The 17,731-nt window shown below is 61.5% G+C and carries 18 protein-coding genes; 4 read left to right on the plus strand and 14 right to left on the minus strand.

Features of this window, described 5'->3' with window-relative positions:
- The first annotated feature begins 85 nt into the window (after positions 1 to 85).
- From WAO69_RS10580 to WAO69_RS10595, 4 genes are all read left to right on the plus strand, one after another.
- Positions 86 to 1,102: a phosphotransferase family protein gene (locus WAO69_RS10580; protein WP_422178820.1), complete on the plus strand. Its 1,017-nt coding sequence runs from the start codon at positions 86 to 88 to the stop codon at positions 1,100 to 1,102.
- A 154-nt stretch (positions 1,103 to 1,256) separates the two neighbouring features.
- A complete protein-coding gene (locus WAO69_RS10585; RefSeq protein WP_422178822.1) occupies positions 1,257 to 2,318 on the plus strand; it encodes a pyridoxal-phosphate dependent enzyme in 1,062 nt (353 codons plus the stop codon).
- Positions 2,315 to 3,460, plus strand: coding sequence for a M24 family metallopeptidase (locus WAO69_RS10590; protein ID WP_422178824.1), 1,146 nt, complete (start codon positions 2,315 to 2,317; stop codon positions 3,458 to 3,460). The genes WAO69_RS10585 and WAO69_RS10590 overlap by 4 nt, the downstream gene beginning before the upstream one ends.
- Complete coding sequence (locus WAO69_RS10595; RefSeq protein ID WP_422178826.1) at positions 3,460 to 4,212, plus strand: maleate cis-trans isomerase family protein; 753 nt, start codon at positions 3,460 to 3,462, stop codon at positions 4,210 to 4,212. Before WAO69_RS10590 ends, WAO69_RS10595 begins: the two co-directional genes overlap by 1 nt.
- A gap of 21 nt (positions 4,213 to 4,233) precedes the next feature.
- Here WAO69_RS10595 and WAO69_RS10600 read toward each other — a convergent pair whose 3' ends face one another.
- The 14 genes from WAO69_RS10600 to WAO69_RS10665 form a co-directional block, all read right to left on the minus strand.
- Entirely contained in the window at positions 4,234 to 4,638 is a 405-nt protein-coding gene (locus WAO69_RS10600; RefSeq protein WP_422178828.1) for a RidA family protein, read from the minus strand.
- Positions 4,635 to 5,042, minus strand: a complete 408-nt coding sequence (locus WAO69_RS10605) for an acyl-CoA thioesterase (RefSeq protein ID WP_422178830.1) — start codon at positions 5,040 to 5,042, stop codon at positions 4,635 to 4,637. The genes WAO69_RS10600 and WAO69_RS10605 overlap by 4 nt, the downstream gene beginning before the upstream one ends.
- A 3-nt stretch (positions 5,043 to 5,045) precedes the next feature.
- Complete coding sequence (locus tag WAO69_RS10610; RefSeq protein ID WP_422178832.1) at positions 5,046 to 5,735, minus strand: ABC transporter ATP-binding protein; 690 nt, start codon at positions 5,733 to 5,735, stop codon at positions 5,046 to 5,048.
- Positions 5,732 to 6,487 (minus strand): ABC transporter ATP-binding protein, encoded by a 756-nt coding sequence (locus WAO69_RS10615; protein WP_422178834.1) that lies wholly within the window; start codon positions 6,485 to 6,487, stop codon positions 5,732 to 5,734. The genes WAO69_RS10610 and WAO69_RS10615 overlap by 4 nt, the downstream gene beginning before the upstream one ends.
- Positions 6,480 to 7,463 carry a branched-chain amino acid ABC transporter permease gene (locus WAO69_RS10620; protein WP_422178836.1) on the minus strand — a complete coding sequence of 328 codons (984 nt, stop codon included), beginning with the start codon at positions 7,461 to 7,463 and terminating at the stop codon, positions 6,480 to 6,482. The genes WAO69_RS10615 and WAO69_RS10620 overlap by 8 nt, the downstream gene beginning before the upstream one ends.
- Before the next feature lies 1 nt (position 7,464).
- Positions 7,465 to 8,379: a branched-chain amino acid ABC transporter permease gene (locus tag WAO69_RS10625; RefSeq protein ID WP_422178838.1), complete on the minus strand. Its 915-nt coding sequence runs from the start codon at positions 8,377 to 8,379 to the stop codon at positions 7,465 to 7,467.
- A 117-nt stretch (positions 8,380 to 8,496) separates the two neighbouring features.
- Positions 8,497 to 9,240, minus strand: a complete 744-nt coding sequence (locus tag WAO69_RS10630; RefSeq protein WP_422178840.1) for a 3-keto-5-aminohexanoate cleavage protein — start codon at positions 9,238 to 9,240, stop codon at positions 8,497 to 8,499.
- Positions 9,241 to 9,255: 15 nt separating this feature from the next.
- The gene (locus WAO69_RS10635) at positions 9,256 to 10,392 is read right to left on the minus strand and encodes an ABC transporter substrate-binding protein (protein ID WP_422178842.1); all 1,137 of its coding nucleotides are present in this window, start codon (positions 10,390 to 10,392) and stop codon (positions 9,256 to 9,258) included.
- A gap of 144 nt (positions 10,393 to 10,536) precedes the next feature.
- The gene (locus WAO69_RS10640) at positions 10,537 to 12,156 is read right to left on the minus strand and encodes an AMP-binding protein (RefSeq protein ID WP_422178844.1); all 1,620 of its coding nucleotides are present in this window, start codon (positions 12,154 to 12,156) and stop codon (positions 10,537 to 10,539) included.
- Positions 12,156 to 13,298, minus strand: coding sequence for an acyl-CoA dehydrogenase family protein (locus WAO69_RS10645; protein ID WP_422178847.1), 1,143 nt, complete (start codon positions 13,296 to 13,298; stop codon positions 12,156 to 12,158). The genes WAO69_RS10640 and WAO69_RS10645 overlap by 1 nt, the downstream gene beginning before the upstream one ends.
- Positions 13,299 to 13,343: 45 nt before the next feature.
- The gene (locus WAO69_RS10650; protein WP_422178849.1) at positions 13,344 to 14,144 is read right to left on the minus strand and encodes an enoyl-CoA hydratase family protein; all 801 of its coding nucleotides are present in this window, start codon (positions 14,142 to 14,144) and stop codon (positions 13,344 to 13,346) included.
- Positions 14,134 to 14,610, minus strand: a complete 477-nt coding sequence (locus tag WAO69_RS10655) for a MarR family winged helix-turn-helix transcriptional regulator (protein WP_422178851.1) — start codon at positions 14,608 to 14,610, stop codon at positions 14,134 to 14,136. Before WAO69_RS10655 ends, WAO69_RS10650 begins: the two co-directional genes overlap by 11 nt.
- Entirely contained in the window at positions 14,607 to 15,326 is a 720-nt protein-coding gene (locus WAO69_RS10660; protein ID WP_422178853.1) for an SDR family NAD(P)-dependent oxidoreductase, read from the minus strand. Before WAO69_RS10660 ends, WAO69_RS10655 begins: the two co-directional genes overlap by 4 nt.
- A complete protein-coding gene (locus WAO69_RS10665; RefSeq protein ID WP_422178855.1) occupies positions 15,323 to 17,617 on the minus strand; it encodes a bifunctional salicylyl-CoA 5-hydroxylase/oxidoreductase in 2,295 nt (764 codons plus the stop codon). The genes WAO69_RS10660 and WAO69_RS10665 overlap by 4 nt, the downstream gene beginning before the upstream one ends.
- Positions 17,618 to 17,731: the final 114 nt, after the last annotated feature.

Below are 17,731 nucleotides of genomic sequence, written 5' to 3' on the forward strand. Positions count from 1 at the left end.
GCTTTTTCTTGAGCCTGCGCCTTTACCTTTGGGACGAAGGATTGCTTAGATGCGCCCAACTTGTCCACGGGGGAGACGCAGCGTCATGCATAAATACAACCACGGTGAGCTGGAGACCCACCTGCAGACCCATGTGGAGGGATTCGGGACGCTGGACGCCATCGACAAGTTCGGGGACGGCCAATCCAACCCGACCTACAAGCTGACCTCGGGGACGCGCAGCTTCGTCCTGCGCGCCAAGCCACCCGGCAAGCTGCTGAAATCCGCCCATGCCGTAGATCGCGAGTTCCGGGTGATGAACGCATTGGGTGCCACCGATGTGCCGGTACCGCACATGTATCACCTGTCGGGCGAAGAGACGCCGCTGGGCACCCAGTTCGTGGTCATGGAGATGATGGAGGGTCGTATCTTCTGGGACCCGGCCTTGCCGGAGATGAGCAACGAGCAGCGCAGCGCGATCTATGATCAGATGAACCTGACGCTGGCGCGGTTGCATTCGGTGGATCCGGTGGCAGTCGGGCTGGAAGATTACGGCAAGCCCGGCAATTACTTTGCGCGCCAGCTGGGGCGCTGGTCGGGTCAATACAAGGCATCGGAAACCGAGCCCTTGCCGGATGCTGACTGGCTGATCGACTGGCTGGAAAAAAATATGGTGGAAGATGACGGTGCCGTGTCGATCGTTCATGGCGATTACCGCATCGACAACATGATGTTCGCGCCAGACCGTCCGGAGGTCATCGCGCTTCTGGACTGGGAGTTGAGCACGCTGGGCCATCCCCTGGCCGATCTGGCCTATCAATGCATGCATTGGCGCCTGCCCCATGAGGGGAGTTTCCGCGGTCTGGGCGGTGTGGACCGCGCCGCGCATGGTCTGCCGTCGGAGGCGGAATATGTGGCGCTTTACTGCCAGAGACGCGGGATCAATCCGCCGGAGAACTGGACGTTCTACCTTGTGTTCTCGTTCTTTCGGCTGTTGGCCATTCTGCAGGGCGTGCTGAAACGCGGGCTGGACGGGAATGCCTCGAACCCGCGGGATCTGGGGCAGATGCGCGCCGTGATCGAAGTCATGGCCACAGAGGCCCGCGCGCTGGCGGAAGGCTGAGCCTTGCGCGGTTGATGAGGTTCCCATTGAGGGGCCAGCCCCTCAAACTCCCCGCCGGTATTTGTGGGCAAGAAGAAGCAGGCAGGTGGAGTTGACGCCCCCCTGCGATCTGTGTGCACATGGTGTCTGAGCGGAATGAAAGAGCAGGAACGCCATGAAACTGACGTCAAACCCCTTTCGCGGCGGTGCTGCCGAGTTCGAGATCGAAGAGGAGTTTCCCGCGCCCTCAGTCGATGTGAATGCGGTTCTTGCGCTGTTGGAGAGATGCCCGGCTCATGCTCAGACGCCTTTGGTGGAGAGCGTGGACCTGGCCCGGGACATGGATGTGGCGCAGGTGCATGTCAAGGATGAGCGCGGGCGCATGGGGCTGGGCAGTTTCAAGGCACTTGGAGCGGCATACGTGATCGCCCATGACGCGCAGGCGCGCGGTGTTGCCGATATGGGCAGCGCTCTGGCCGGGGTTACCTATGTGACAGCCAGTGCGGGCAATCACGGGCTGTCGGTTGCTGCGGGCGCTGCGGTATTCGGCGCGCGGGCGGTGGTTTACATCGCCGAGACGGTGCCCGAAGCCTTTGCGGCGCGGTTGCGTGACAAGGGGGCCGATGTGGTGCGCGAAGGCGCGATCTATGAGGACAGCATGGCGGCGGCCGAGCGCGCGGCCGAGCGCGAGGGCTGGGTGCTTTTGTCTGACAGTTCCTGGCCGGGATATGTCGCGCGACCCTATCGGTTGATGCAGGGATATCTGGCCCTTATGGCCGAGGTATTCACGCAGATCCCTACCCCGCCCAGCCATATTTTCCTGCAGGCCGGTGTCGGCGGATTGGCTGGATCCTGCGCGGCGATTGCCCGGCGCACCTGGGGCGATGCCCCCCGCATCATCGTGGTGGAGCCTGCCGCGGCACCCGCGCTGGAGGCTTCGATCAGGGCGGGTCAATTTGTGATCAGCAGCGGTCCAAGCTCGGCTATGGGGCGGCTGGACTGCAAGGAAGCCTCGCGCATTGCGCTGAAAGGATTGGCGCAGGATGCGGATGGGTTTGCCCTGATCTCCGAGGAAGAGGCGCAGGCGGCGGTTGAGCGGCTTGCCGAGTTGGGGATTACCTCGACTCCCTCGGGGGCTGCGGGCATTGCCGGATTGCTGAGCGGGGATCGCGCCGATCTGGGCCTGAGCCAGACCTCTCGGGTGCTGGTGATCCTGAGCGAAGGACCCGAGACATGACATTCACAAGCGCAGAGTTCCAGGCACGCACGGCGCGCGCGCAGGAGCTGATGGCTGCTTTGGGCTTTGATGCGCTGCTTTTGACCACCGAGCCCGAGGTGCGCTACTTTACCGGCTTTCTCACCCGGTTCTGGGAAAGCCCGACGCGCCCGTGGTTCGTGATCGTTCCGCAGAGAGGAAAACCCGTTGCCGTGATCCCGTCGATTGGCGTGCCGCTGATGGTGCAGAGCTGGCTGGAGGATATCCGCAGCTGGCGCGCGCCGGATCTGGAAGATGACGGGGTGTCATTGCTGATCTCGACCCTGCGGGAGGTGGCTGGCGACCAGGGCCGTGTCGCGGCCCCCATGGGGCACGAGACCCATATGCGCATGCCTTTGAGGGATCTGGACCGGGTGCGTGGCGCTGTGGACCTGATTCCGGACGAGGGCCTGATGCGTCAGTTGCGCATGGTGAAATCCCCCGCAGAGATCGCGCGCATTGCCGAGGCTTGCGCGATTGCCGATCGTGCCTTTGCGCGGGTTGGAGAGATCGGGCGTGCCGGTGTCGGGCTGGATGCGGTGTTTCGAGGGTTTCAGATGCTCTGTCTGGACGAAGGCGCCGATTGGGTGCCCTATCTGGCCGGTGGCGCGGCGCAGGGTGGATATGGCGATGTGATCTCTCCGGCGACGGATACTCCGCTTGTGACTGGCGACGTGCTGATGCTGGATACGGGCCTCGTGCATGCGGGATATTTTTGCGACTTTGATCGCAACTTTTCGATTGGCCCGCCAAGCGCTGCGGTGCGTGAGGCCCATGCAACGCTGATCGCCGCAACGCGCGCCGGGTTTGCGGCGGCGCGCCCTGGTGCACGTGCCGCCGATCTGTTTCATGCAATGGACAAGATCTGCACCGGCGGTGCGGGGGGCTCTGATGCAGGGCGTCTGGGCCATGGGCTGGGGATGCAACTGACCGAGTGGCCCTCGCTGATCCCGGCGGATCATACCGTGCTGGAGCAAGGCATGGTTCTGACGCTGGAGCCCGGAGTCGACCTGGGGGACGGCAAGATCATGGTGCATGAGGAAAACATCCTGATTACCCAGGACGGGGCGCGATATCTGTCCACACCGGCCGCGCCTGAGATTGCTGTTCTGGAGGGTGGGTGATGGGTTATCCCTATTCCATGCGCGCGCCGGATGGCCCCATTCTGGGGCTGGTTGCATTGCAGACCGATCAGACCATCGAAGGCGATCTGCGGCGGATGTTTCCGATTGAGGCCGAGTTCTATGTCTCGCGCGTGCCCAGCGGGGCCGAGGTGAGTTCGGACATGCTGGCGGAAATGGAGGGCCATCTTGGTCAGGCAGCCGCTCTTTTGCCGCCACAGGTTGGCTATGATGTTGTGGGCTATGGCTGCACCTCGGGCACCGCGCAGATCGGGGCGGATGCCATTGCCCGTCAGGTATGCTCGGGGGCCAGGGCGCGGGCGGTGACAGAGCCGGTCAGCGCATTGGTTGCGGCGTGCAGGTCCCTTTCGATCCGGCGATTGGCGATCCTGTCGCCCTATGTCTCGGAGGTGTCGGCGCGGTTGCGCATGGTGTTGCAGGCTGAGGGCGTTGAGACACCGGTATTCGGCTCGTTCGACGAGGCCGAAGAGGCGCGGGTCGTGCGGATCGACGAGGCCTCGATCGTCGCGGCGATGCGGGATCTCATGGCGGGCGCAGATGTGGATGGATGTTTTCTGTCCTGTACCAATCTGCGCACGCTGGGTGTTGTCGCGCCATTGGAGGCGGAGTTCGACATTCCGGTTCTGTCGAGCAACCTGGTGCTTGGCTGGCATATGGCGGCATTGGCCGGGCTTGACCTGGCACCGGATGCGCCCGGACGACTGGTGCGCGACGCGCGCCTGCCGCAGCCTTAGCGCGGTGCGAAAGCGCGCGTTTCAGACCTTGGGTCTGATTTTCGCCGTGGCTTCGATTTCCAGCAAGGCTTCGTCTTCGACAAGGGCCGAGACGACGACCATCGTCATTGCCGGGAAGTGGCGTCCAAGCACTTTGCGATAGACCTCACCGACTTCGCGCTGATGGGCCAGATAGGTCTTCTTGTCCGTGACATACCAGGTCAGGCGGACGATATCGCTGGCCTCTCCGCCTGCAGCCTGGACCACATCCATGATGTTGCGCAGGGTCTGTTCCATCTGGCTGATGAAATCATGGGCCTCGAACACCTGATCTGCGGTCCAGCCGATCTGGCCTCCGACATAGAGCGTGCCGTCTTCGGACAATACGCCGTTGGCATAGCCTTTGGCCGCTTTCCAGCCTGCGGGTTGGATGATGGTGTGGGTCATGCTGTGTCTCCGAGAAATGAGGTGATTTTGGTGCGCAGATTATCGGGCCAGGGTTCGGGCCTGCCGGTTTTGGCGATGCGCACAAGGGTTGAGTTGGCTACAAAGCGGGTTTCACCGCCACAGGTGGCCTGAAAGCGCAAGCCAAGGCTGGACCGGCCCAGACGCGTGACCTCAAGTCGGATGATCAGCGCGTCGCCATGGCGGCTTGGTGCGCTGAAGCGTGTAGTGATCTCGACCGTGGGAATGTTTGCGGTTTCGTGCAGGATTTCCCAGGGACAGCCCAGTGCCTCGTCAAAGAAGGCTTCGGTGGCGTCATTGATCATCTCGAAATAGCGCGGATAGAACACGATGCCGGCAGGGTCGCAATGCTTGAAGAGCACCTTCTGATGATAGTCAAACGGCATGGATCAGACCCCCAGATAGCGTTCGGTGACGTCATGCGAGAGATTGGCAAAGTCATCCTGCCAGACCGTGCGCCCGCGTTCGATGATCACCGCCTGATCCGCGACGGCGGAGAGTTCGCGGATAGATTTGTCCACCACCAGCAGCGACAGGTTCGTCTCGGCTTTGAGGCGCGATATGGCGGCCCAGATGTCCTGACGCACCACCGGGGCAAGGCCCTCGGTTGCTTCATCAAGGATCAGCAGGGTTGGGTTGGTCATCAGCGCGCGGGCAATGGCAAGCATTTGCTGTTCACCCCCCGAGAGGGAGGCGGCCATCTGGTCGGCCCGTTCCTCGAGGCGGGGAAAGAGGCCTGCGATGCGCTTGACATCCCACTCGCCGGGGCGCGCGGCGGCTATGAGATTTTCATGCACCGTGAGATTGGGAAAACAGCGCCGCCCTTCGGGCACAAGGCCGATACCGGCGCGCGCCGCCTTGTGGGACGGTGTGGCGCCCAGATCGCGACCGGCAAAGATCACCTGCCCCGCGGATTGGGCCAGCATCCGGCAGATCACCTTGATGGTTGTGGTCTTGCCCATGCCGTTACGCCCCATCAGGGCAAGGACCTTGCCTTCGTCAAGGCTGAGATCGACGCCGAACAACGCCTGTGAGGGTCCATAGGAGGCTTGAATTCCGGTCAGGCTCAGAAAGCTCATGCGTCCTCCTCCTCGCCCAGATAGGCGCGGCGCACGTCTGCGTTGGCGCGGATCTCGTCTCCTGTGCCGGTCGCGATGATCTCGCCATAGACCAGCACGCTGATGCGGTCCGCCAGCGCAAAGACGGCGTCCATATCATGTTCGATCAGCAGGATCGGAGCCTCCTGGCGCAGTGCATCCAGAAACCCGGTGAGCGTGCGCGAGCCTTCCGCGCCCAGCCCGGCCATGGGCTCGTCCATCAGGAAGGCGCGGGGTTTGAGCGTCAGCGCAACCGCCACTTCCAGTTGGCGGCGCTGACCGTGAGACAGATCGGCGGTGCGTGTCGCGGCGTGGTCCTGCAGACCGACCCGTTCAAGCGCGCTGCGCGCCGCTTCGATCAGCCCTGCATCCTTGAGGACCGGGCGCCAGAACCGCATGACGCCGCCGTCGCGCCCAAGCGCGCCGAGAACGACATTTTGCAGCACCGTGTATTCCATCGCCAGCGAGCTGATCTGAAAGGTGCGGCCAAGACCAAGCTGCGCGCGCTCCACGGTGTCCAGAGCGGTGACATTCCGGCCATCGAACCTGATCTCGCCGCTATCGGGGGCAAGATTGCCCGCGATCTGTTTGATCAGCGTTGATTTTCCGGCACCGTTGGGGCCGATCAGCGCGTGAATTTCACCCACTCTGAGATCAAGCGAGACAGCGTTGCTGGCCACAAGCGCGCCAAAGGATTTTGTCAGGGCACGGGTTTCAAGAATGGGCTCAGTCATGGGCAACCTCGCGACCTGATACCGCTCCGATCAGCCCTCCGCGCGCAAAGAGCACCACGCCCAGAAGGATCGCACCCACATAGATCAGCCAATAATCCGAGATCCCGCCAAGGTAATGTTCCAGCAGTATGAACAGACCTGCGCCGACAACGGGGCCGAAGAGACGGGCGATACCGCCAAGGATGATGAAGACGATGAACTCGCCCGACATATGCCAGCTGAACATGGTCGGGGCCACAAAGCGGTTGAGATCGGCAAACAACGCGCCGGCCAGTCCGGTGATCGCGCCCGAGATGACAAAGGCCACAAGGCGCAAACGGAAAGCATCGACACCCACGGTCTGCACCCTCTCGACGTTCTGGCGCGCAGCCCCCAGAGCCAGCCCAAATCGCGACCGCGCAAGGCGGGCGGAAAACAGCAAGGCAAGGCCCAGCACCAGATAGGTCAGAGCGAAGAACTGGATCGGATCAAGCGTGTTGAGCCCCGGAAAGCTGTTGCGCACATAGATCGGCAGGCCGTCCTCGCCGCCATAGGCGGGCCATGAGATCGCGAAGTAGTAAAACATCTGCCCAAAGGCGAGCGTGATCATGATGAAATAGACGCCCGAGGTTCGGATCGATAGCGCGCCAATGGCCAGGGCAGCCAGCGCCGAGGCAATCACCGCGACCAACCAGATGATCGGCATGGATTTCGTGCCTTCGATCAGAAAGGGCACCTCCATGATCGGTGTGAAGGTCTGCGCGTGATGGGCAAGAATACCCATTGCATAGCCTCCGATACCGAAAAAGACGGCGTGGCCGAAAGACACCAGCCCGCCCAGACCCAGCACGATGTTCAGCCCGACTCCGGCCAGCGCCAGAATGGCGACCTTGGTGGCCAGCGTGATGGTAAAGGGGTTGCCGGTGAAATGCGCAACAACCGGCACCGCCAGAAGCAGCAGCATGATCGCAGCATTGAGGAACGGTTCGCGGATCATCTCATGCGCTCCCGTATAGGCCGGTTGGCCGATAGATCAGAACCGCCGCCATCAGAATGTAGATCAGCATCGACGCCAGCGCCGAACCGACGGAATTGGCAGCACTTGGATCCATGAAGGCGCTGAACAACACCGGCAACAGGAAGCGGCCCAGAGTGTCCGTCAGCCCCACCAGCACGGCACCCACGAAGGCCCCCTTGATCGAGCCGATCCCGCCAATGACGATGACCACAAAGGCAAGGATCAGCACAGGTTCTCCCATACCGACCTCGACCGACTGAATCGCGCCGACAAGGGCACCGGCAAAGCCCGCCAGCGCCGCGCCCAGAGCAAAGACAACCGTGTAAAGCTTCGAGATATCCACGCCCAGCGCGGCAATCATCTCGCGGTCGGATTCGCCGGCGCGAATGCGAATGCCGATCCGTGTGCGCGAGATCAGCAGGAACAATCCGGCCGCAACAGCCAGACCGATCACGATGATCGCCAGCCGATAGAGCGGGTATGAGAACGCGCCGACGGATACCGCTCCGGACAGCATCGCGGGCACATCGAGATAGAGCGGGAAGGATCCAAACAGCCAGCGCGTGCCTTCCGAAAAGATCAGGATCAGCGCGAAGGTCGCCAGCACCTGATCAAGGTGATCGCGGTCATATAATCGTCGGATCACCGTGATCTCGACGATCGCCCCCATCATCGCCGCCGCGGCCAGCGCTGCCACCAGCCCCAGAACAAAACTGCCGGTCAGCCCGGCGATCGTGGCCGCAGCAAAGGCGCCGATCATATAAAGTGAACCATGCGCCAGGTTGATGATCCCCATGACACCGAAAATCAGCGTGAGGCCTGCCGCCATCAGGAACAACATCAGCCCGAATTGCAGCCCGTTCAGCACCTGTTCGATCAGCAGAAGGATACTCACAGGCCTGCCCCCACGATCAGAGACTTCACGCATGCTGCGCAGCGGGTAAACGTCAGCGCGATCATCCTGCCCTCCCAGCCGTTTTTCGAGGGTGATTGATGAGACATGTTGCCTGGGTCATGCCGTGATATCCGGCAATGTGTGATCGATGAGATCGCGGGCACAGGCAATCAGCGCGGCATTCGAGGGCGCAGGCGTGCCGCCCGGCAGATCCAGAACGTCCTCGAACCCGATGCGCGTGGCAAGGCCCAGACGCGCCGCTTCGATGACACAGGACCACGCGCTTTGCTCCTGCCCATGCAGCAGGACCGGCGTGTGCAACCCACGGGTGCGCAGCATCTCGATGCAGCGTGCCGCCTCGGTGCGCGCAACCGGTCCGGGCACGTCGCGCATTTCAATGAGGATGCGCAAAAGCGAGGTTTTGGGAACTTCGCGGCTCAGCCGTTTGACATCCGCGACCGACCAGACTCCCGCCTCGATGCCGATGCCTCTTTCGTGCATCAGGCTGATGACCTGTGGCGCATCCGGCTCGTTCAGATTGACCGAGACATAATCGGGCAACTCTTCCCAGGCCTGCATCAGCGCATGGCGTTTTGCACCACCCGGCGCGATCCACGCCCCCGTGCCGATACCCACGGGCATCCCCGGGACAGCCTGGCGGATCGCCTTGAGAGCGGCCCCCACATCCGCGGGGGCCAGCGTTTCCGAACTGGCAAGATTGCGGGGATGGACATGAAGCGCATCAGCCCCGGCCTCGCGCGCGGCCAGAGCCTCACGCGCGAGTTCCTGTGGCGTCAGCGGGACGCCCGGGGCCTCAGCCCGGGTGCGCCCGCCGTTCAGGCAGGCCTGAAGCATGACCATCCGTCTTGCGCCTGCTTACATCTTGCAATCGACGCCATAGGCATCGGTGTGATCCGCAGCCGCCAGACCGACGATGCGGTTGGTGACGGCATCGCCTTCCTTGACGACTTCACGCATATAGATGTTCTGGATCGGATGCTGGTTCGCGCCAAAGGCGAAATCCCCGCGCACCGACTGGAAATCGGCTTCCTTGAGCGCCGCGCGGAATGCATCGGCATCCGACACATCGGCTTTTTCCATTGCGCTCAGCAGCAAGAGTGCCGTGTCATAGCCCTGCGCGGCATAAAGCGAGGGCAGCCGGTCATAGGCTTCCTGAAAGGCTTCGACGAATTCGGCATTGCCCGGAACATCCAGATCCTTGGACCAGTGGGCCGTGTTCTTCACGCCCAGTGCGGCGTCACCAATCGCCCCCAGAATGCCCTGATCAAAGGAAAACGCCGGGCCCATGACGTTCTTTTCCACACCGGATCCGGCGAACTGCTTCATGAAGGAAATTCCCATGCCACCGGGCAGGAAGAAATAGATCGTATCGGCATCCGAGGCGCGCATCTGGGCGATCTCGGCGGCGTAATCCGTCTGGCCAAGCTTGGTATAGACCTCGGCGGCGATCTCGCCTTTGAAGAAGCGTTTGAACCCTGCGATCATGTCCTGACCGGCAGGATAATTCGGAGCCATCAGAAAGACATTCTCGATCCCGTTGTCATTGGCCCAGACCGCTGCCGCCTCGTTGAAGGCGTCATTCTGCCAGCTCACATTGAAGTAATTCGGGTGACAGCCCTTGCCTGCCAATGCGGACGGACCGGCATTCGGAGACAGATAGAACTTGCCCTGCGCAGTTGCGGCCGGGGCCACGGCCAGAGCGAGGTTGGACCAGATGATCCCCGTCATCACGTCGACATTTTCAGCCTGGATTAGTTTGTCTGCCAGTTGCACGGCGATCTCGGGCTTTTGCTGATCATCTTCGATGATCACCTCGACGTCATCGCGTCCCGATTGTTCGATTGCCAGCATGAAGCCATCGCGCACATCGATGCCAAGGCCCGCGCCGCCACCGGACAGGGTCGTGATCATGCCAACCTTGAGGCCCTCGGCAGCACCTGCCGTGGCCAATGCGCTGAGGCATACCGCGGCCATGAGTGATTTCAGTGTCATTCGTTCTTCTCCCATTGAACTATGCGAGGGCTCTTTTGTCCGGTTCACCCGGATCTGTTGCGGGAACCGCCGCGTCACCCTCTTGCCGCGCCGGTCTGAATATCAACCTTGCCCCTCAGGCTTTTGAAGAGCAAGGTTTACCGTCTATCCTTCCTCGCGCAGGCGGAACCGCTGGATCTTGCCGGTTTGCGTTTTCGGCAAGCCCGGAGAGAATTTGACCGAGCGCGGATACTTGTATGGCGCAATCGTCGCTTTGACGTGATCCTGCAGATCCTTGATCATCTGATCGCTTTCGGACTGCCCTGGCATCAGCACGACATGCGCCTCGACGATGGCACCTCGCCCCTCATCGGGAACCCCGATGACCGCGCATTCGGCGACCGCGGGATGGGACAGCAGCGCCGCCTCGACCTCGGGACCGGCGATGTTATAGCCCGACGAGATGATCATGTCGTCATTGCGCGCGGCAAAGTGGAAATACCCATCCTCATCCATCACGAAAGTATCGCCCGTGATGTTCCAGCCATCCTTGACATAAGCCTTCTGCCGTTCATCGGCGAGATACCGGCACCCGGTTGGTCCGCGCACGGCAAGCCTGCCGACCGTGCCGGGCGCGACCTCATTGCCGTCATCGTCGATCACCCGCGCCTGATAACCCCGCACGGGTTTGCCCGTGCAGGCCGGGCGATGATCGTCAAACCGGTTGGTGACGAAGATATGCAGCATCTCGGTTGCGCCGATACCATCCAGCATGGGCTTGCCGGTCTTGGCCATCCAGTCGGCATAAACCGGTGCAGGAAGGGTTTCGCCGGCCGAGACCGCCGCGCGCAGCGATGACAGGTCCGCCCCCGCATCCATCGCCGTCAGCATCGCGCGATAGGCGGTCGGAGCGGTAAAGCAGACTGTCGCTTTGAACTGCTGAATGATCTCGATCATGTTGGGAGGCGTGGCCTGTTCCAACAATGTCGCCGCCGCTCCAAACCGCAGCGGGAATATCGCAAGCCCCCCCAACCCAAAGGTAAAGGCCAGCGGCGGAGAACCGATGAACACGTCATCGGGCGTGACATTCAGCACTTCGCGGGCATAGCCATCCGCGATGATCAGCAGGTCCCGGTGGAAATGCATCGTGGCTTTCGGATCACCCGTTGTCCCGGAGGTAAAACCCAGCAAAGCCACGTCATCGCGCCCGGTGCGAACCGCGTCGAACTGCACGGGCTTTTGCAGGGCAAGCCGGTCAAGCTCGGCGTCATGGTTGGAAGTTCCATCAAACCCGATGACTTTTTTCAGAAACTGGGATGTCTTGGCGCAGGTCACCAGTTCATCCATCAGCCGGGTATCACAGAGCGCAAACTCGATCTCGGCCTTGTCCACGATCGCGCCCAACTCGCCTGCCCGCAGCATGGGCATGGTGTTGACGACAACAGCACCCACCTTCGTGGCCGCAAGCCATGCCGCAACCATGGCCGGATTGTTGGCCGAGCGGATCAGAACGCGGTTGCCGGGCTTTACCCCCAGATCGTCAACCAGAGCGTGGGCCAGCCGGTTGGTCCAGTCGGTCATCTCCTTGTAGGTGCGCCGCCGTCCGTTGCCGATCAGGGCCGTGCGATCACCAAAGCCCTTGGCGACCATGGCATCGGTCATCTCGACAGCCGCATTCAGGTACTCGGGATAGTCAAAGCCATCCAGAAGAAACTCGGGCCATTGGTCCCGTGGCGGCAGGTTGTCCCGTGCGAATGTATCGGTATGCGCAGATGGTCCCAGCATCATTCCCCCTTGGCCAAAGCCCCCAGTGTTTGGCGTGCGATCACCACTTTCTGAACGTCTGTCGCGCCTTCATAGATACGCAGGGCACGGATCTCGCGGTACAGGCTTTCCACGATCTGTCCGCTGCGCACACCGTCGCCCCCATGCAACTGAACCGCGGCGTCAATCACCCGTTGCGCCGCCTCGGTGGCGTGCAGCTTGGCCATGGCAGCCTCGCGCGTGATGCGCGCCGCGCCCTGATCCTTGAGCCAAGCCGCGCGATAGATCAGCAATGCGCTGGTATCCACCTCGACCGCCATATCGGCGATATGTCCCTGCACCAGCTGCAGATCGCAGAGCGGCGCGCCCTGTACCTTGCGACTGGTCACCCGCGCCACCGCCTCATCAAGGGCGCGGCGCGCAAAGCCCAGCGCCGCGGCTGCCACCGTGGATCGGAACACATCCAGCACCGACATCGCGATCTTGAAGCCATCGCCCGGTTTGCCGATCATGGCACCGGCAGGTATCCTGACGTCGCTGAAGCGCAGCGTGGCCAGCGGATGGGGCGCAATGGTTTCAAGCCGTTCAACCACCTCGAAACCGGGCAGGTCCGGCGTGACGACAAAAGCCGAAAGCCCCTTGGCCCCGGGGGCCTCACCGGTGCGGGCAAACAGCGTATAGACATCCGCGATACCACCGTTCGAAATCCAGGTCTTCTCGCCATTCAGCACGAACCCGTTTCCGTCCCGGGTTGCCGTCATGGTCGAGTTGGCCACATCAGAACCCGACTGCGGCTCGGTCAGGGCGAATGCGGAAATCGCGCGCCCCGAGCGCGTCTCATCCAGCCAGCGCTTTTGATCCTCATCTCCGAACAGAGAAATCGCGCCCGTCCCAAGCCCCTGCATCGCAAAGGCGAAATCCGCCAGACCGTCATGGCGCGCAAGTGTTTCGCGGATCAGGCACAAGGTGCGCACATCCAGCGCACCGCCCGAATGCTGAAGCCAGCCGCCCGCTCCGAGAGCGGTGACAAGACCGCGACAGGCGGCATCCACATCCGAATGATCGACAGGCAAAGCCTCGCCGGCCCAAAGATCAAGCGCCTCTGCCAGAGCCCGATGGCGATCCTCGAAGAACGGCCAGTCCAGAAAGGAACGATCAGGCACGGCGCATCCCCTGCTTCTTCTTGCTCAAAATACGGCAGCCCATGCTCAGTCCCCCTCGAAGACGGGTTTTTCCTTGGCGACAAAGGCGTTGTAGGCGCGCTCGAAATCGCCGGTCTGCATGCAGATCGCCTGGGCCTGCGCCTCGGCCTCGATCGCCTGTTCGATCGACATCGACCATTCCTGAGCAAGCATCGTCTTGGTCATCATGTGAGCGAAATTCGGACCTGCCGCGATGCGCGTTGCCCAGGACTGCGCCTCGCTTTCCAACTCGGCTGCATCCACCAGCTTGTTGAAAAAGCCCCAGCGTTCGCCTTCTTGGGCACTCATCGAGCGTCCGGTATAAAGAAGTTCCGCCGCACGTCCCTGTCCGATGATCCGGGGCAGGATGGCGCAAGCCCCCATGTCACAGCCCGCCAATCCGACGCGGGTGAACAAAAAGGCCGTCTTGGCTTCTGGTGTCCCTATCCTCAGATCCGAGGCCATCGCCACGATCGCCCCGGCACCGACGCAGATACCGTCAATTGCCGCGATGACGGGTTTGCCGCAATTGACCATCGCCTTGACCAGATCACCGGTCATGCGGGTAAAGGTCAAAAGCTCTTTCATGTTCATCCGGGTCAGCGGGCCAATGATGTCATGCACATCGCCCCCTGATGAAAAATTGCCGCCGTTCGAGGCAAAGACAACCGCCTTGATCTCATCATCATAGACCAGCGCCCGAAACCAGTCGCGCAGTTCAGCATAACTTTCAAAGGTCAGCGGGTTCTTCCGGTCAGGTCGGTTCAGCGAGATCGTGGCGATCCCGTTCTCCACGTGACTGAGAAAATGTGTGGTTTCATGCGCCATGGCGCTCCCCTTCTGTCATCAAAGCACTCAATTGGTCGGCCATGTGCTGGGCGTCCTGTGCATCCAGCCCGGCAAGGGCCTTGTCGATCCAGGCCTCATGTGCGGCGGCCTGCGTGGCGAACTCAGAGAGCCCTTGCGGTGTCAGCTTTACAGCCGAGGCGCGCCGGTCGCCCTTGACCGGGACGCGCACGACATGGCCCTCTTCGACCAGCCGGTCGATAATGCCCGTGACATTGCCGTTCGAGACGCGCAGCACGCCGGAAAGCTCGGACATCTTCAGCCCGTCGGCATGACGGGACAGGGCCGACATGACGTCAAAGCGCGGCAGGGTGGTTGCATGTTCAAGCCGAAGCTTTTCGCGCAGGTTGTTTTCGATCCCGCGTGTCAGCCGAAGAAGACGCAGCCAAAGGCGCAGCCGCGCCTTGCTGTCGGGTTCTGCGCAGAGTTTGGATGAAGCCAGCGTCATATCTCTCCCCCTGAAACGCTGAGTGCATGGCCATTAACCATGGTTGCCTCAGCACTGGCAAGAAACCGCACCGCCGCGACCACTTCAGCGGGATCGATCATCCTGCGCATCGGGTTGCGCGCTACCAGCCGCGCGGTGGCAGCGTCGCGATCTATGTTGAGATGGGCCATCACGTTGCGAACAGCTTCATCGGCAATTTCAGTATCGACAAATCCCGGGCAGACCGCATTGCAGGTGATGCCCTTGCGTGCCACTTCCTGCGCCAGCGAGCGCACAAGCCCGAGAACACCGTGCTTGGCGGCCGAGTATGCGGCGATATTGGCACCGCCCTGCAGGCTGGCTGTCGAGGCGATGGCAATGAGACGCCCGCCGCTCTGCATGGACTTGAGCGCCTCGCGGAAGGTCAGGAACGTCCCGGTGAGGTTGACGCGCAAAGTGCGCTCCCAATCCTCAAGCGATGTATCGACGACCCGTGTGCCGGCACCCGCGCCCGCGTTTGCAATCACGATATCATAGGGTTGGTCAAACAGAGCTGTGACCTGCGCCTCATCGGTGATGTCGGCAAGGCGAATGGCAATGTTGCCTGCCCGGGCGGTGTCTTCCAGCGGTTCCTTGCGTCGCCCGGCTATGGTGACGTCATGGCCCGAGGCGGCAAAGCTCTGGGCAATCGCGCGCCCGATCCCTGTGCCGCCGCCGGTGACCAGAACGCGTGTCATGCGCGCAACTCTTCGGCCTGCGCCTTGTCGGCCAGGCGCCACATCTGATCACGACCGGCCTCATAGGGTTGGGGCCAATGGGCCAGGCGATCGCCGATCCCTGCCCCTGCGCGCAGCGTCCAATACGGATCGGACAGATGCGGGCGTGCAAGACAGACAAGATCGGCCCGCCCGGCCAGAAGGATCGAATTGACGTGATCCGCCTCGTAGATATTGCCCACCGCCATGGTCGCAATCCCGGCTTCATTCCGGATACGATCCGAGAAGGGTGTCTGGAACATCCGGCCATAGACAGGCTGGGCATCCGTGGTGGTCTGACCGGCAGAGACGTCGACGATATCGGCCCCCGCTTCCGAGAAAACCCTGGCGATCTTGACCGCCTCTTCGGGTGTGACGCCCATGTCGCCAACCCAGTCATTGGCCGAAATCCGCACCGACATCGGCTTGTCTGCCGGCCACACGTCGCGCATCGCGTGAAACACTTCCAGCGGATAGCGCATCCGGTTTTCCAGGGACCCACCGTATTCATCAGAGCGTATATTCGAAACCGGAGAGATAAAGGATGAGATCAGATAGCCGTGGGCTGCGTGCAGTTCGATCATGTCAAACCCGGCGCGATCCGCCATCCGGGCCGAAGCCACAAACTGCGCGGTCACTTCATCCATATCCGCCCGCGTCATCTCGCGCGGGACCGCGTTTTGCTCGGACCATGGGATCGGTGAGGCTGAAATCAGCTCCCAGTTGCCTTCCTTGAGGGGCGCGTCCATGACCTCCCAGCCAAGCTGGGTCGATCCCTTGCGTCCCGAGTGGCCGATCTGACAGCAGATCTTGGCATCTGTTTCGCCATGGACGAAATCGGTCAGACGTTTCCATGCGGCCTCGTGCTCGGGTGCGTACAAACCCGGACAGCCCGGTGTGATGCGCCCGGTATCACTGACGCAGGTCATTTCGGTATAGACCAATCCGGCCCCGCCCTTGGCGCGTTCGCCATAGTGGATCAGGTGCCAATCCGTGGGGGTGCCATCGACCGCCTTGTATTGCGCCATGGGCGAGACCACGATGCGGTTGCTCAACTCCATCTCGCGCAGCTTGAACGGCGCGAACATCGGCACGCGCACCGGCTCGTTCGGGCCGACGCCTGCTTGGGTCTGGAACCAGCGTTCTGCGCTTTCCAGCCACTTCGGATCGCGCTCGCGCAGGTTTTCGTGACTGATCCTCTGAGACCGTGTCAGCAGCGAATAGTTCAGCTGGACCGGGTCGAGATCGAGATAGCGTTCGACATCCTCGAACCACTCCAGAGAGTTGCGGGCCGCGGATTGCAGACGCAGAACCTCAAGACGGCGTTCATCTTCATAGCGGGCAAAGGCCTGCTCGAGTGTAGGTTCATCCGTGATCAGATGCGCCAGCGCCGCGGCACTTTCCATGGCAAGCTTGGTACCCGAACCGATAGAGAAATGCGCTGTCGCCGATGCATCCCCAAGCAGCACGACGTTTTTATGGGCCCATTTCTCACAGAGAACGCGCGGGAACTGAATCCAGGCCGAGCCACGGATGTGGTTGGCATTGGTCATCAGCGCGTGCCCGTCGAGGTAATCCTTGAAAATCTCTTCGCAGGTGGCGATGGTTTCGGCCTGCGTCATGTTTCCGAAGCCGAAATTCTCGAAGGTTTCCGGCTGGCACTCGATCAGGAATGTCGCCGTATCATCATCAAACTGATAGGCGTGCACCCAGATCCAGCCCTTGTCGGTCTTCTCGAAGATGAAGGTGAAGGCATCATCGAATTTCTGATGCGTGCCCAGCCACATGAAATAGCAGGTGCGCACGTCGATATCGGGTTTGTAGGTTTCCTTGAATTCCATCCGCGTCTTGGAGTTCAACCCGTCCGAGGCCACGACCACATCATAGTCGTCCATGTATTCCGAGGCGGCCAGCACTTCGGTCTCAAAGCGCATCTCGACGCCCAGTTCGCGCGCACGCTCCTGAAGCAGCAAAAGCAGTTTCTTGCGGCCGATGCCGCAAAAGCCATGTCCCGACGAGACCAACTTTTGACCCTTGTGATGCAGCGCAATGTCATCCCAATATGCGAAATGCTCGCGGATCGAGGCCGCACTGACCGGATCATTGGCCGCCAGATTGTCCAGCGTTTCATCCGACAGGACAACGCCCCAGCCAAAGGTATCATCCGGCCGGTTGCGTTCCAGCACGGTCACCTCGGCATCTGGTTGACGAAGCTTTAGCGTAATGGCGAAATACAGCCCGGCGGGACCACCACCCAAACACAGCGCTTTCACGGCATTCTCCCCAATGATCGAAGTTGAGACGACAGCGTAACCTGTCAGTCGCAAATTTCAAGGTTAAAACTTCAAGCTTAAAATAATCTGCGCGCGCGCCGCAGGAGGATCTCC

It is taken from the genome of Aestuariivita sp., from assembly GCF_049276915.1.
GTDB lineage: Bacteria > Pseudomonadota > Alphaproteobacteria > Rhodobacterales > Rhodobacteraceae > Aestuariivita.